Source organism: Massilia atriviolacea, from assembly GCF_003953935.1.
Classification (GTDB): domain Bacteria; phylum Pseudomonadota; class Gammaproteobacteria; order Burkholderiales; family Burkholderiaceae_D; genus Telluria_A; species Telluria_A atriviolacea.
Map to the genome: position 1 here is coordinate 40,485 of NZ_RXLQ01000021.1, position 16,040 is coordinate 56,524.

At 65.9% G+C, this 16,040-nt stretch carries 5 protein-coding genes; 1 reads left to right on the forward strand and 4 read right to left on the reverse strand.

The genetic code is table 11. The features are described from left to right. Window positions 1-2: 2 nt before the first annotated feature. A complete protein-coding gene (locus EJB06_RS27540; RefSeq protein WP_126077240.1) occupies window positions 3-1,643 on the reverse strand; it encodes a serine hydrolase in 1,641 nt (546 codons plus the stop codon). Between the two features lie 22 nt (window positions 1,644-1,665). Continuing rightward, the gene (locus tag EJB06_RS27545; protein WP_126077241.1) at window positions 1,666-3,531 is read right to left on the reverse strand and encodes a M1 family metallopeptidase; all 1,866 of its coding nucleotides are present in this window, start codon (window positions 3,529-3,531) and stop codon (window positions 1,666-1,668) included. Between the two features lie 157 nt (window positions 3,532-3,688). Here EJB06_RS27545 and EJB06_RS27550 point away from each other — a divergent pair, with 157 nt between their 5' ends. Beyond that, complete coding sequence (locus EJB06_RS27550; protein ID WP_126077242.1) at window positions 3,689-4,267, forward strand: TMEM165/GDT1 family protein; 579 nt, start codon at window positions 3,689-3,691, stop codon at window positions 4,265-4,267. 242 nt (window positions 4,268-4,509) lie between these two features. Here the strand turns inward: EJB06_RS27550 and EJB06_RS27555 are convergent, their stop codons facing one another. Together EJB06_RS27555 and EJB06_RS27560 are read right to left on the reverse strand one after the other, a co-directional pair. Beyond that, a complete protein-coding gene (locus EJB06_RS27555) occupies window positions 4,510-6,975 on the reverse strand; it encodes a CehA/McbA family metallohydrolase (RefSeq protein ID WP_126077243.1) in 2,466 nt (821 codons plus the stop codon). A 321-nt stretch (window positions 6,976-7,296) separates the two neighbouring features. Continuing rightward, window positions 7,297-16,032 carry a GH36-type glycosyl hydrolase domain-containing protein gene (locus tag EJB06_RS27560; protein WP_370660157.1) on the reverse strand — a complete coding sequence of 2,912 codons (8,736 nt, stop codon included), beginning with the start codon at window positions 16,030-16,032 and terminating at the stop codon, window positions 7,297-7,299. Between the last annotated feature and the right edge of the window lie 8 nt (window positions 16,033-16,040).

The following is a 16,040-nucleotide window of genomic DNA, read 5'->3' on the forward strand; positions in this document are numbered from 1 at the left end:
ACCTACTTCGCTTCCTTGGCGTCCTTCTTCTTCGCGGGCGTAAACAGCAGGTCCGCGAAGTCGTAGCTGAAATCGGTCTCGGACGACACCGGCGCCATTTTCATGCGCTCGATGCTGCCGTCCGGGTTCAGCGAAAACGTCACGTAGGCGTCGGCATTGAAGTTCCTTTCCTTCCAGCGCACGATGAAGGTATCGTGCTGGAAGTGCTCCAGCTCTCCGGTCAGGTCGGGCGTGCGGGTAAAACTCATCACGCGCTTTGCGCCGGCCGGCTTGATGGTCACCGCGCCGTACCAGGCGTCGTTGTACTCGCCGTCGTAGGCTGCCAGCGGCAGCGACGGACGCGAGGCGGCGGCCCGGGTGGCGCTGGCCGACTTCTGCCTGGCCAGGTCCTTGTTGCGGGTCTCGGTCTCCACATCGCTGATTAACTTGATCCAGTCGCTCGGCTCGCGGTTGAGCGAATCACCGAGATAATGATCGAGCAGGCGATACTGCAGCGACGTGAGCGAACCGCCGCTTTCGGCATTGGTCAGGATCGCGATGCCCAGCTTCGCTTCCGGCACCATCACCACGCGCGAATAGAATCCCTGCAGCGCGCCGCCGTGCAAGGCCAGCTTGCGGCCCTTGTAGTCGCGCAGCTGGAAGCCGAGGCCATAGGCGAAGAAATTCGGCCTGGTCGCCTCCAGGGTCGGTTTCGGCTCGCTGATTTTCATCGGCGTTTGCGCGGTCCACATCTCGCGGCCCTGCGCCTCGCTGAACAGGCGCGCCGGATTGCCCTGCGCATCCTTGGGCGCGGCGGCGATGGCCCCGCCATCGAGCAGCACCGTCATCCAGCGCGCGATATCCTCGGCGTTGGTATTGATGCCGACCGCGCCGACCGCGTTCGGCACCGGCAGCGCGCGCACGGCCGCGATCTTGCCGTTGATTTTGCTGTGCGGGGCCGACACGTTGGGATTGCCCGCATTCTCGGCCAGGCTGGTGGTGGTCGCATTCATCCCCAGCGGCTTGAGGATACGCTCGCGCATCGCATCGCCCCATGGCTTGCCGGCCTTTTGCGCGATGATCTTGCCGGCCACGATATACAGCAGGTTATCGTAGGCGTAGCTGTTGCGAAAACTCGTCGCGGGCCGCACGTAGCGCAGCTGCTCGATGATTTCGTCGGTGGTAAACGTCGTGGTCGGCCACCACAGCAGGTCGCCGGCGCCCAGTCCCAGGCCGCTGCGGTGCACCAGCAGGTCGCGCACCGTCATCTCGCGCGTCACGTACGCGTCGTACATCTGGAAGTCGGGCAGGTGCTTGACCACCTTGTCGTCCCATTCCAGCTTGCCCTCGTCGACCAGCATCGCCAGGCCGGCGGCGGTGAAGGCCTTGGAATTGGACGCCACCTCGAAGATGGTCTTGCCGTCGACCGGCGCCGGCTCGCCCAGCTTGCGCACGCCGAAGCCGCGCGCGGCGACCACCTTGCCGTCCTTGACGATGGCAATGGCGATGCCGGGGACATCGAAGGTCTTCATCGCGCGGGCGACATCGGCATCGAGGTCGTACGCGCGCGCCGGGGCGCTGGCCGCGGCCGGAGCGGCAGGCGCCTGGGCCACGGCCGCAAAACTACTGAACGCGAGCAGGATCGCTGCCGCGAGACGGTTCATAGGGTGCACGGTGTCGGTCCTCTTATTTGCCTGCCATTTTCTTGTCGACGCTGGTCTGCGTGGCCGGGTGGTAGCGCTCGCGCGCTTTTTTGTAGACCGACTCCGCGAACACCTTGTCGGCCGGCTTGGCGCGCAGGGCGGCGTACAGCGGCACCACGAACTTCTGGCGGCCCACGCTCATGAGGAAGGCTTCGAGCGGCGCGCGCACGTCGGTGTAACCGGCATTGATCGACGCGCGGAAGAAGCGGAAGGCCACTTCGTTGTTCGCGCTCTTCGCGAGGTGGAAGGTCTGGTCGAGTTCCTTGAGCTGGGCGGCAGTGGCCTTGTTATCGATATCGTTCAGGAACTTCATCCACTCGGTGGAATTCCATTTTTTGGTATCGAGCCTGGCGGTCGGCGTGGCGCCCGACAGCCAGCTGGCGCGGGTCGCATCGAGCGCGCTCAAACGGGTCGACACCGCGCGCCTGGCGCTGGCCGGAATGCCGGCGCCGTGCAGCCACTCTTCCAGTTCGGCCTCGCTTAACAGCTTGGGATTTTTCGCCAGCAGGTTCTTGCGCAGGTAATCCACGAACTGCTCGGTGGTCACGCTCTGGAACGCGTGCTGGTCGAACCAGCCGCGCAGGAAGGGATCGAACACCGCGCGGCCGGCGCGCTGCTCCAGGGTGCGCAGGAACCAGGCGCCCTTCGGATAGGCCAGTCCTTCATCGGTGTAGTTGGCCGACGAGGTGTCCGGATCCTTGGTCAGCAAGGCCTGCTTGGCCGCCGGAATGGTGGCCAGCGAGGCGATGGCTTCTTCCTGTTCCAGCTGCAGGTTCATGTCCGCCACTTCCGCGCCGTACAAGGATTCCAGGATGCGGGTGGTGACGTAGGTGGTGAAGCCCTCGTTGAGCCACCAGTGCTTCCACGAGGCGTTGGTGACCAGGTTGCCCGACCAGCTGTGCGCCAGCTCGTGCGCGATCAGGTCGACCAGGCTGCGGTCGCCCGCGATCATGGTCGGCGTGAGGAAGGTCAGGCGCGGGTTTTCCATGCCGCCGATCGGGAACGATGGCGGCAGCACCAGCATGTCGTAACGCCCCCAGCGATAGGGGCCGTACAGCGATTCGGCGGCGGCCACCATCTTTTCGGTATCGATGAATTCGTAGGCGGCCGCGCCGATGCGTTTCGGTTCGGCGTACACGCCGGTGCGCGAGCCGAGGGCGCGCACGTCGATCTCGCCGATGCCGATGGCCAGCAGGTAGGATGGAATCGGCTGCGGCATCTTGAAGTCCCAGCCGCCCTTGCCGGTGGCATTGACATCGTTATTGGCGCTCATGACCACGCGCAGGTCCTTGGGCGCCTCGATGTGGGCGCTGTAGGTGAAGCGCACGGCCGGGGTATCCTGCAGCGGCACCCAGGAGCGCGCATCGATCGTCTGCGACTGGCTGAACATGAAAGGACGCTTGCCCGACATGGTCTGCACCGGCGCGAGCCACTGCAGCGCGGTGGCGCTCGGCGAGGTGCGGTAATAGATGCGCACCTTTTCCGGCTGCGCGGGCAGCGCGGCCAGGTCGATGTGCATGGCCTGGCCTTTTTCGGGATCGAGCTTGTCGATCGTGTGGCGCACGGCGACCCACTTGCCATCGGCGTCCAGCGCCTGCACCTTGGAGACGGTCAGCGCGCGCGTGTCGAGGTCGAGGGTGCGCGCCGATTTATCGATCCAGTTCAGGGTCAGTTCGGCGTGGCCGGACAGCGTCTTCTTCGCGAAATCGGCCTTCAGGTCCATGTGCAGGGCGCTGGTTTTCACCTGGTCGTAGCGCGCATAGCTGAGGGGGTCGAGGGCGTACGCGTGGGCGCTCAATTGGCAGAATACGGCGCAGGCGGTGGCGCGCAGGAGGGTCGATGTCTTCATGGTCTTTCCGGGTCGGTGGCATGTGGATTGGCGCAGGCAGAATATCACTTCCGCAGGCCGGACGAAAGCGCGCGGGTTCGTATTGACGGCGGCGTGAGGCGCGCAGCGGGCCACGCGTCTCTGTTATGATCCGCGCCTTCCCCTCGGATTGCACTGTATGGACGCCTTTCTTGTATCAACGGGCATCGTCGCCCTTGCCGAAATCGGCGACAAGACGCAGCTGCTGGCCTTCCTGCTGGCGGCCAAATTCCGGCGGCCGGTGCCGATCGTGCTGGGGATCCTGGCGGCGACGCTCGCCAACCATGCGTTTGCGGCGGCGGTGGGGGCGTGGATCAGCGCCCTGCTCGGGCCGGACGTGATGCGCTGGGTGCTGGGCGTGTCGTTCCTGGGGATGGCCGCGTGGACGCTGGTGCCCGACAAGATCGACGATGACGAGCAGGCTGGGATAGGCCGCTACGGCGTGTTCCTGACGACGCTGATCGCCTTCTTCCTGGCCGAGATGGGCGACAAGACCCAGATCGCCACGGTGGCCCTGGCCGCGCGTTACGAATCGATGCTGGCGGTGGTGGCCGGCACCACCTTCGGGATGATGCTGGCCAACGTGCCGGCGGTGTATTTCGGCGAACGGATCGCCAACAAAGTACCGTTAAAGCTGGTGCACGGCATCGCCGCCGCCATTTTCGCCGCGCTCGGCATCGCCACCCTGCTCGGCGCCGGCGCCCGCTTCGGCTTTTGAATTCCTAACAAATTCCGCCCCCGATTCCTACAACCGGGGTCAGAGCTTTGACTCGAAACATTGCAAACCCAACGACGCATCCGATTTCACATTCTGCCCAATCCGCAAATTTTGCCGAGTTCGGTGCACGAACTACGCAACGGGCAGTAGTTTGTTGTACTAGCGCGCTTTGTCGTCGGTGATGCAACAAAAAAGTTGCAAATTAAAGCTCTGACCCCGGTGTAGGGGGGTGTTGGTTTTGATTATTGGATCGTGAGGGTCACGTCGTCGATCAGGAAGCTGGTCGGGATTGTCGAGCCTTCCACGCCTTCGAAGTAGATCCGCACCGTTTGCCCTTTGTAGGCCGTCAGGTCGAAGCTCTTTTGCACGTAGCTCGTTCCCTTGTTCAGGTTGGAGTACGTCGCCAGGGTCGACAGCACGGCGTTGCCGCCGCTGCGCACTTGCACCTTCAGCTTGTCGTAGGCGCTGCTGGTGGTCGTTTCGCTCGACACCACTTTCAGCCAGAATCCCAGCTTCGCACTGGTCGCCGTCGATGGAATCGCGACCTGCTGGTACACGCTGTCGGTGTTGGCTGCACCTTCGCCGTTGAGCGCAGCCTTCCAGCTGCCCCCATGCGCCGCCTGCCCGCTCGCGTTGATCACGCCAGCCGTCGCCACCCAGCCGCTCACGCCCGATTCGAAGCCGCTGTTTAACAGCAATTGCTGCTGCACCGTGCCGCCGTTGCTGACGCTAAATCCGATCGGGGCCGACACCGCGCTGTTGAGCGCCACGTCGTACGCTTTCGCCGTCAATTGATGGCTGCCGTTGCTCAAGGTCGCCGAATCGAGGCTGAGCGCGTACGGCGCGGTGCTGTCGACGCCTTTGAGCACATTGTCGACATAGAACTCGACCCGGCTGATGCCGCCGGCATCGCTCGCCGTCGCCGCCAGCGCAATGGTGCCGCTGCTGCCGCTCTGGCTGGCGCTGACGGTCGGCGCCGTGGTGTCGCCACCGCCGCCGCCCGCCGTCTGCGTCACCCAGACCGGCGCCGACCACAGGATCTTGCCGTCATCCTGGGTCACTTTGGCGTAGTAGTAGTGCTCGCCGACCGATGGCGTGATGGTGGTGTCGGCCGTGCTGGCCAACTGGCTGACCGTGCCTTTGCGCCCCGGTACGCCTTCGACGATCGATACCGTCGACGCCGTCCTGCCGCTGGTGCTGGCAAAGTTGGCGACCAGGTTGAGCGGGCCGCTGTTGCTGAAACGCTCGCCCATGAGCCTGCCGTTGGCGGTAAGCACCAGCTGCGCGTTCTTGTCCATGGTGGCGAACACGCGCCGCGCTTTGAGTGCCTCGATGAAGCTCGCTTGCGTCAGCGGCGTGCCGTTCGGAATCAACACGCCGGTGCGGTTGCTGTAGGACGCGCCCCAGTTGGCGCAGTGATTGTCCTGGTTGGTGGCAAAGGCGATGTGAAAGCCCGCTTCCAGCGCCTTGTTGCAGGCGCCTTCGAAGCTGCTGCGCCCGGTTTCGGTTTCGCTCGTATTGGTCGAGAAGGCCGAGGTATTGAGCACTTCGCACAGCACCATGGCTTCGTCGCCGTCGGCGGTGTAGCCGAGCGGCACGCCGCCGACCAGGAATTGCCCGCTCGACGAGGGGTGGTTGAATTGCCCGACCCAGCCGCGCTGGCGCATCAGGGTGTACAGGGCGCTGTAGTCGCCCTTGGGCGTGAGGGTGTCGCCGATCAGCTGGCCGCTGCTGTTCAATTCCCACTGCAACAGTTCCGGCGTGTTGAAGATGTTCAGGTGGCCGCCATTGTTGATGACGCCCCATTCGATACCGTACACGCCCAGGAAGCCGGGATTGGCGGCATTGAAATCGGCCGCGGCCGCCAGTCCGGATTTGAACAGGGCCTTGGCCGTGGCCGGGCTGGCCGAGGTGTTGGTGCCGTCGGAGCCGTCGAACATGTGGTTGTGCTCGGAGGTGGCGAGGATGTCGAGGCCCTTGTTGCGGGCGTAGGCGAAGGCGTCGGCCGGCCCGAAGGCGGCGCTCTGCGGCGCTTGCGAGCCGCTGCAGCTGCCGAGGGCGCCGCCGCCGTCGCTGTGGTTGGTCTGGCTGTGCAGGTTGGCAAAGTAGACGGTGTAGGGCAACGAGCCGGGCGCGGGCGCGGCCAGTTGCACGGACGACAGCTCGCCCCCCTTGGCGTTGGCCTTGTTTGCCGGCAAAGCGCGGAAGGCCGGCATGGCGGGCTGGGCGGTCTTGCCGATGGCCAGGTCCCAGCGTTGCTCCACCAGCGCGTCGGCGCCGGCCGCCAGCAGGCGCTCGATCGATTCCTGCGACAGGTCCGGTTCACGGCCGCGCTCGGCAGCGTCGTTGGACACGGCCTGCATGCGCACCTGGTACACGCCGTCGGCCAGGCCGGCCCGTCCGGCCCAGCGCACCTTGACCTCGACCGGCTTCTGGAACATGCGCTGCACGCCGTGCCATTGCTGGACCACCTGCCCGGCCGGGCCGAGCAGCTCCAGTTTCCAGCTCACTTCCTGCTGGCGCTCGACGTGCGGATAGTCGAAGGCGAGCGTGAAGGTGCGCGCCGCGCTGGACGCGGCGTACGGCACATGCAGGGTGGCGTCGAATTCCCGATGGTCGGCTTCGGACGCCATGACGACAGGGCTGGCGGACAGGGCCAGGGCGATGGCGAGCGGGCGGAACAGCTTGAAACTGGTGAGGTGGCGCATGGGAATCCCGTTTACAGTGATAGTTGCAGACAACTGAATTCTCGCAACTATGCATGACGTAAACGTGACAGAGTATTTACATTTGGAAATGTCCTGCCAGAAGCGAACGTGTTTCCTTAGGTGAAGTAACACGGTCGTTGCCGAGGGCCAACGTCAACATGGCGGGCTTAGCAGGGAGGACGGGGTGGATTGCCGAAGAAGAGCGCAACGCGCCTGTGGATAACTAAATCCATGGTCTGTTGCGCAAAACATGAAAATGTCTCATTTGAGACAGATTCCGTCGTTCGCGGCGAGCCGCAACGACGGAATCGAGGCCGGCGATTACGCTTTGCGGCGCACCTGCAACTGCACCGTGTGCGGCCGGCCGTCATCGACCATCTGGATCACGTGCACATCCTGGCGCACGCCATCGACGGTCATGGCGTCGGCCTCGCCGGCCTGCACCGAGATCGCATACACGGTCTCGCGATAGCGGTACTGCAAGCTGAAGCCCGGCCAGTCGTGCGGCAGATGCGGCGTCATGCTCAGCTTGTCGCCGGACAGGCTCACGCCCAGCAGCGATTCGACGATCAGGCGATACATCCAGCCCGACGAACCGGTGTACCAGCTCCACCCGCCACGCCCGATGTGCGGCGAGACCGCATACACGTCGGCCGCCACCACATACGGTTCGACCTTGTACAGGGCCGCGCTTTCCGGCGTACTGCCATGCTGCACCGGATTGATCATGCGCAGCAGCTCCCAGGCGCGCTCGGTGTCGCCCATCTTGGCGAAGGCCATCGCGGTCCAGATCGCGGCGTGCGTGTACTGCCCGCCGTTTTCGCGCACTCCCGGCACATAGCCACGGATGTAGCCGGGATTGAGCACGCCGTCGTCGAACGGCGGATCGAGCAGCTGCACCAGACCGTAGTCGCGCCGCACCAGGCGCTCGTCGACCGCCTTCATGGCCGACGCCGTGCGCTCCGGATTGGCCGCGCCCGAAATCACGCCCCAGCTCTGCGAGATCGAATCGATCTGGCATTCGTCGTTGGTGTGCGATCCGAGCGGCGTGCCGTCGTCGAAATAGGCGCGGCGGTACCACTGGCCGTCCCAGGCATGCGCTTCCACGTTGGCCGCCAGGGTGGCCGCCTCGGTCTTGCAGGTCTCGGCAAACGCGTGGTCGCCGTACACCACCGCCACCTCGGAGAAGCGCTGCAGCACTTCGTACAGGAAGAAGGCCAGCCACACGCTCTCGCCCTTGCCTTCGTTGCCGACGCGGTCCATGCCGTCGTTCCAGTCGCAGGTGCCGATCAGCGGCAAGCCATGTTCGCCGAAGCGCAGCCCGCGCTTGATGGCGCGCACGCAGTGCTCGTACAGGTCGCCAGTCTGGCTGGAGCGTCCCGGCATGTCGTAGTAGGACTCTTCCTCGGGTTTCAGCATGCGCCCTTCGAGGAACGGCGCCGGTTCGGTCAGCACGCTGCGGTCGCCCGTGCCGATGACGTAGCGGTGCGCCGCCAGCGGCAGCCACAGATAATCGTCCGAGCAGTGCGTGCGCACGCCACGGTCCGACGGCGGATGCCACCAGTGCTGCACGTCGCCTTCCACGAACTGGTGGGCCGCGCACATCAGCAGGTGCTCGCGCAGCAGGTGCGGTTCGGTGTGGATCATCGCCATCGCGTCCTGCAGCTGGTCGCGGAAGCCGAAGGCGCCGCCGGACTGGTAGTAGCCGCTGCGCGCCCACAGGCGGCAGGCGATGGTCTGGTACATCAGCCAGCCGTTGGCGATCACGTCGAGCGATGGATCGGGCGTCTGCACCTGGATCGCGCCTAGCGTGTGATCCCAGTGCTTGCGCACCATCGCCAGCGAGGCTGCTGCTGCCGCGCTGCCGCTGTATTTCTGTACCAGGCCGCTGGCGTCCGCGTTGCGGCGCCCGCCCACGCCGAGCATGAACACTAGCTCGCGTTCCTGGCCCGGCTGCAGTTCCACCATCACCTGCAGCGCGGCGCAGGGATCGAGGGCGGCGCCGATCTTGCCCGACAGGCGCGCGCGCCCCATTGCCGCCGGACTGGCCAGGGTGCGGTTGCGGCCGATGAATTCGTTGCGGTCGGCGGTGAAGGACTTTTGCTGCGCGTCGACGTGGAAGAATCCCACGCGGCCCGTGAACTCGGTGTTGTAGGCATTGCGCGCAAAGATCGCGCCGCTCATCGGATCCTGCTCGGTGGTGACGTGCATCGCCGACTTGGCGCGCAGGTCTCCCAGCACCCACTCAACATAGCCGGTGGCCGACAGGCGGCGCGGCACGGTGCTGTCGTTGCGGATCTTGATGACCGAGTATTTGATCGACGCGTCCAGCGCCACGAAGGTGGACAGTTCGGTGTGGATGCCCTCTTCGCTGTGCTCGAACACGCTGTAGCCGAAGCCGTGGCGCGTGACGTAGTCGCCCGCCGCGCGCACCGGCAGCGCAGTCGGCGACCAGAAGCGGCCAGTCTGCTCGTCGCGAATGTAGAACGACTCGCCGCTGCGGTCCGATACCGGGTCGTTGTCCCACGGCGTGAGGCGGAATTCGTGCGCGTTTTCGCTCCAGGTGTAGGCCTGGCCGCTCTCCGACACCACGCTGCCGAAGTTCGGGTTGGCCAGCACGTTGACCCACGGCGCCGGCGTGCGGTTCGCGGCATTGGTGCGGATGACGTATTCGCTGCCGTCGGCGCTGAAGCCGCCCAGGCCGTTGTGCAGGATCAGGTCGCGCGCAGCGACAGGGATGTCGGCGCGCGGCTGGTACTGCTCGTCGCGCGATTCGACCACCAGCGGCGGCAGTTTCGGCGCCACCGGCGTGGCGCGCTTGACCTGGTCGGCCAGGGTGCCGCGGCTGTCGGAAATGATGGCGCGCGCCACCGACTGCATCAGCACCCGGTCTTCCTGCGCGATCTGGTCGAGCAGGCGCACGAAGATGCCGCCCGGACGGTCGATCGCCTGCGCGTCGATGCCGGAGGCGATCAGGCCCATGATCTGGTCGTGCAGCAGTTGACGGTAACCCGACTGGTCTTCGTACCAGATGACCAGGTCGACCACCAGCCCCTTGAGGCGCCAGTAAGCGTGCGCCTGCACCATCTGGCGCGCCAGGTCGATATTGGCCGCGTCCTTGATCTGCAACAGCACGATCGGCAGGTCGCCCGAAATGGCGTAGGCCCACAGGCCGGACTGGCCGCGCTGGTTGCGGATCAGGATACCGGCGTCGGCGCGCAGCGAGGCGTTCGGGTAGATCACCGTGCTGGCCAGGCGGCTGTACAGCTGCGCGTCCGATTCGGTGGCGTTCAACTGGCGCAGCACGACCTGGCTGTGGGTCCATGCCAGTTCGAACACGCGGTCGGCCAGGTGGCGGTCCTGGTATTTGTCGATCAGGTGCACGGCTTGCTCGCGCGTGTCGGTCATGCCGGTCACCACGTCGAGCACCACCATCTGGTCCGGTTCGAGCGTGACCTTGTAGCGGATCGCGACCACCGGATCGAGCACCGAGCCTTCGCTGCCGCCCAGCGGCTGCGGTTCGAGCAGGGCGCGCGGGGCCACCGCGCTGTTGGCGCGGCCGAGGAATTCGCTGCGGCTGGTCTCGAACGAGACATCGAGCAGCGCGCCGTCGTGCACCGTCATCAGGTTGAACATCCACGGCATCTGCTCGTCCTTGGCGCGCGGACGGCGGGTGCACAGGATGGCATTTTCGTTGCGCAGGATTTCGGTCTGCACGAACAGTTTGCTGAACGCCGGGTGCGCGTTGTCGGCGGCGGCCGGCGCCATCACCACTTCGGCGTAGCTGGTAAATTCGATGGTGCGCTTGACGTTCGACTTATTGGTGATGCGGGTACGCCGCATTTCGATATCGTCTTCCGGCGAGACCACGATTTCGGTGTACAGGTCCAGGCCGCGGTCGTGACGGCGGAATTCGGCGCGCCCTTCCGAGAAGATCACTTCGTAGGACTGAGGCTCGACCATGGTCGGCTGGTAGGCGGTCGACCAGAAATGGCCGCTGTCGACATCGCGCACGTAGCAGAAGTTACCCCAGTTGTCGGAGGTGCCGTCTTCGCGCCAGCGCGTCACGGCCAGGTCCTTCCAGCGGCTGTAGCTGCCGCCGGCGCTGGTGACCATCACATGGTAGCGGCCATTCGAGAGCAGCTGCACTTCCGGCTGCACCGTGGTGGTCTGGGTGATGATGCGGGTGGCGGCGGTGGCCACTTCCTGCGCCGGGGCGCGCATGGCGGCCAGTTCGGCGGTGTTGGAATAGAAGGCGCCGGCGCGCGGCACCCGCTCCTGCAGCACCAGCAAGGTGGCCTGGAACAGCGGGTCGGACTCGAAGCGGCGCTGCATCGGACGGTCGTGCAGCAGGTAGCTGAGGGCGAGGAAGCCCATGCCCTGGTGGTGCGCCATGAAGGAGCGGATCACGGCAAAGCTCTGGCCGCGCGGCAGGCGCGCAGCGGTGTAGTCGATCGCTTCGTAGAAGCCGTGCTTGCCCATGAAGCCCAGGTCGGCCATGCGCTGCAGGTTCTCGACCGCCGCATCCGGATGGACCATCAGGCTCATCATGGTGGCGTACGGGGCGATCACCAGGTCGTCGGCCAGGCCGCGCTTCAGGCCCGTGCCGGGCACGCCGAAGGCGCGGTACTGGTAATTCAGGCTGGCGTCGACGGTGTTGTAGCCGGATTCGGAAATCCCCCACGGCACCTCGCGCTGCTTGCCGTACTCGATCTGGGCGTTGACCACCGAACGGTAGGTCTGGTCGAGCAGGGTATTCTGGTAGGTCGGCATGACCAGCAGCGGCATCAGGTATTCGAACATCGAGCCGCTCCACGACAGCAGCAGCTGCTCGTTGCCGATGATGCACAGCTGGCGGCCCAGCGCAAACCAGTGCTCCTGCGGGAACTGGCCCTGCGCGATGCCGACGAAGCTGCACAGGCGCACTTCGGACGCCAGCAGGTCGTAGCAGGCCGCGTCCAGGCGGCGGTCGGAGACGTTGTAGCCGATCGCCAGCAGGTTGGTGGTCGTGTTGTACATGAAGCGGAAGTCCATGTTCGCGAACTCGCGCGCCTCGAACGCCATGCGGTTGATGTCTTCGATGCGCTGGGCGGCGCGGGCGCTGCCCTGGGCCACCAGCTCGGTCAGGGTTTGCTGGCGTTCGCGCTCGCTCGGGGCGAGGTCGGTACTGGCACTGCCGGTGAGGGCAAAGTTGGCCAGTTCGCGCAGGGTCGGAATGCGGGTCAGGCTGGTGTCGACCACGTATTCCTGGGCCGAACGCATCCACGGCGCCAGCTGCAGCAGCTCGTCGCGCGCGCTGTGGCACTGGTCGGCCAGCTTGTCGGCCCAGCCTTGCAGGGCCGGCTCTCCCACCGGATGCATCGCCGCCAGGATGGCGTCGGCGCAGCTGGACAGGCGTCCCAGTTCGGCCACCATGCCGGGCAGGCTGTCGCTTGCGCGCACGCGGTCGGCCGACAGGTGGCTGCGCATGGCGTCGATCGCGGCCTTGACGGCCGGTCCGGCTTCAAGCGCGTGTTCCTGCACCACGTTCAGGGTGATCGAGATGCCGTCCAGGGTCTGCTTGCCGACGATCGGCTGGTCGGCCAATTGGGTCAGGCCCGGCGCCAGCGTGAGCAGGTGGCCGGCCAGGTTGCCGCTGTCGACCGCCGACACGTACATCGGGTGCAGCGGATTCAAGGTCAGCGTGTCGTACCAGTTATAGAAGTGGCCATGGTAGCGTTCCATGCGCGCCATGGTGTTGAGCGTGTCGCGGGTGCGCTTGAGCAGGCGCCCGGTGGTGATGAAGCCGAAGTCCCAGGCGGTCAGGTTGGCCAGCAGCGCCATGCCGATATTGGTCGGCGAGGTGCGGTGCGCCACCACCTTGACCGGGTGTTCCTGCATATTGTCGGGCGCGAGCCAGTTGTCTTCCGCCGTGACGTAGGTCTCGAAGAAGCTCCAGGTCTTGCGCGCGAGCGACTCGAGGAACAGGGTTTGCGGCGACGACAGGGCGGTGGCGGCGCGCTCCTGCGGAAGGCTGATCCACCATGCCACCACCGGCGCGAAGAACCACAGCAGCAGCACCGGCGCGGCGACCGGCAGCGCGGCGCGGTGCACGTAGGCGAGCATCAGCGCGGTGGCCACGGCCAGGACCGGCGAGATCCACATGCTCTTCCAGTTGCTCTCCATGTCGGTGCTGGAGCGGTTCAGGCTCGATGGACGCCATTCCAGCAGGCGGCGGCGCGTGACCAGCATGCGCCACGAGGCGCGCACGATGGCGTCGAGGCTGAAGTACGCTTCGTACGGCAAAAAGGCCAGCTGCAGGGCCGAGTGCCCGAACATCAGGCGCGCGCTCTTGAAGGCGGTCGACAGGTGCTGCTCCCACAGCACGTCGTGCGGCTTTTCGATCATGTCGAACATGGCGCTGAAGAAGGTCGGCAGGAAGATCACCGCCAGCACGCCCAGGGTCCAGAACAGCGGCGTCGGCATCAGGGCCCAGCAGACGATCAGCAAGGCGGTCAGGGTGGTGGCGATCAGGCTGCGGCGCAGGTTGTCGAACAGCTTCCAGCGCGACAGCGCGGTCAGCGGATTGGCTTCGCGCTTGCCGTTCGCGCCGGGCACGCGCGGCAGCAGCCAGCCGGCCAGCTGCCAGTCGCCGCGGATCCAGCGGTGGCGCCGGCTCACGTCGTCGCTGTAGCGCGCCGGGTATTCCTCGTACAGCTGGGCGTCGCTCAGCAGGCCGGCGCGCAGGTAGCAGCCTTCCAGCAGATCGTGGCTGAGAATCTGGTTGTCGGGCAGGCGGTGGCCGAGCACCGTTTCGAAGGTGTCGACATCGTAGATGCCCTTGCCGACGAAGGAACCTTCGTAGAACACGTCCTGGTAGACGTCCGAGACGGTGCGGGTGTACGGGTCGATGCCCGGTTCGCCGCCGCACAGGTGCTCGTAGCGCGACGCGGTGTCGCCCGGCAGGGCCGCGGCCACGCGCGGCTGCAGGATGCCGTAGCCTTCGACCACTCGCCGGCCGTCCTTGTCGAGGGTCGGGCGGTTCAGCGGGTGCGCCATGGTGGCGATGAACTGGCGCGCGGCGTCGCGCGGCAGCTGGGTGTCGGTGTCGAGCGTGATCACGTAGCGCACGTTGGCCAGGCCGTCGGTGGAACCGGCGACCATGGAGAACTGCTCGCGCGCGCCGCCGCGCAAGAAGGCGTTGAGCGCGGCCAGCTTGCCGCGTTTGCGTTCGAAGCCGATCCAGGCGTTTTCGCTGGCGCTCCACATGCGCGGGCGGTGCAGCAGCAGGAACGGCAGCAGGTGGCAGCGCGACATGGCCTTCTGGCCGTCCGGCCCGATGATTTCCTGGTCGACGTCGCAGCCGTATTTGGCATTGAGTTCGTCGATGGTGGCGCGCGCCTGCTCGACCAGCTCGTCGTCGCCCGGCATGTGCTGCTTGGGCGCGTCGACGAAGTCGGTCAGCAGGCAAAAGCGCAGGTTGGCATCGCGGTTGGCCAGGTAGCGCACTTCCAGCGCTTCGCACAGCGAGGCCACGTTGTCGCGGCTGTACAGCAGCGTCGGCACCACCACCATCGAGCGCGCATCGGTCGGAATGCCTTCCTTGAAGTCCATGCGCGGCAGCGGGTGCGGGCGGGTGAGCTGGGTGGCCATGAAGTTGACCAGGGCCAGCGCCAGCTGGCTCGATCCGAGCAGGGCCAGGATGCCCAGCACGGCCAGCATCGAGTCGTCGACGCCGTCGGCGCGCGCGTGGATGATGGCGGTGCCGGTAAACAGCAGCGTGAGCACGACGATGCCGCCCAAATAGGTCGACAGCGGCGAGGCGCGCCCGCTCTTGTTGAGCGCTTCGAGCGGCGGATTGCGCACCGCCAGGCGTTTTTCGAGCTGCGCCTGGCCGCTGCCGACCAGGTAGTAGCCGATGTGGCGCGTGCGTTCATCGAGCCCGCCGGCGGACGGCGCGCGGTTCGCGGTGGCCAGTTCGAGCGCGGCTTCGGCGACCTGCACTTCGGTGAAGTCGCTGCGCTTGGCCAGCTTTTCGATCACGTGGCGGTAGTTGTCGCGCGTGGAAAAATCCATTTTGCCGTAGGTGCCGGCGGGGTCCTGGCGCAGGGTCTGTTCGACCGCGCTCATGGTTTCGACGAACTCCTGCCAGTCCATGGTGCCGAGGAAGCGCAGGCTGCCGATGCTGTTGCTGATCGAGACCTGGTCGGCCGCCTGCTGGCCGATTTCGGCCTGGATCTGCTGTTCGATGGTCAGGCCGGCGTCGGCCAGGCGCGTGGTCACCCACTGCAGCGCCAGGGTCAGCGCGGGGCTCTGCCCCTGCAGGCGGCGCGCCAGTTCGGCAACGAAGCCGCTGTTCATCGGCTGGCCCGAGCGGGCCATGTCGGCCACCAGCAAAATCAGGTCGCTCGGATTTTTTTCGGCCGTTTCGGCCATCTGGTCGGCCCAGGTGTTGGCGCGGTCGCGCTGGGCGCGGTTGTCGTACACGCGCGCGGCCACGCGCCGCAGGTTTTCGATCAGCGCCAGGCGCAGCATGATCGGAATGGCCCACAGTTCGCCCAGCTTGAGGGTCGCGACTTCCTGGTAGGCGTCCACGAAGCGCGACAGGCTCTCGGGATCGACCCGGCCGTCGCCGTGCGAGATGATCTCCAGCGCGATCTGGTACACGCGCGGATTGCCGTCGGCTTCGTCGTTGGCCAGGCGCGGCAGCTCCTTGGAGTAATCCTTCGGCAGGTGGCGCCGGGCGATGCGGATCTGCTCTTCGACCAGGTAGAAGTTATCCAGCAGCCATTCGGAGGCGGGCGTGATCTGCCGCCCCGCCTTGATCGCGGCGGTCAGCTCCGAGCAGGTGTCGGTGATGATGGCGGCGTTTTCGGTCAGGCGCGGAAGCAGGCGGTCGGGACCGCTGCGCTCGCTGAGCTTGTGGGAAGTGGCAAGGTGCTTTCCGTGCATCGCCATCTGGGCGGCACTGAACAGTTCCGAGCGCAGGGGGACATCGTCGCCGGCATGGCGTTCGCCGTCGTGGACGTTGCGCCACGCATACAGCGTGTCGGCTAATTTGGTATTTTCTTGATTCAACAGAGACC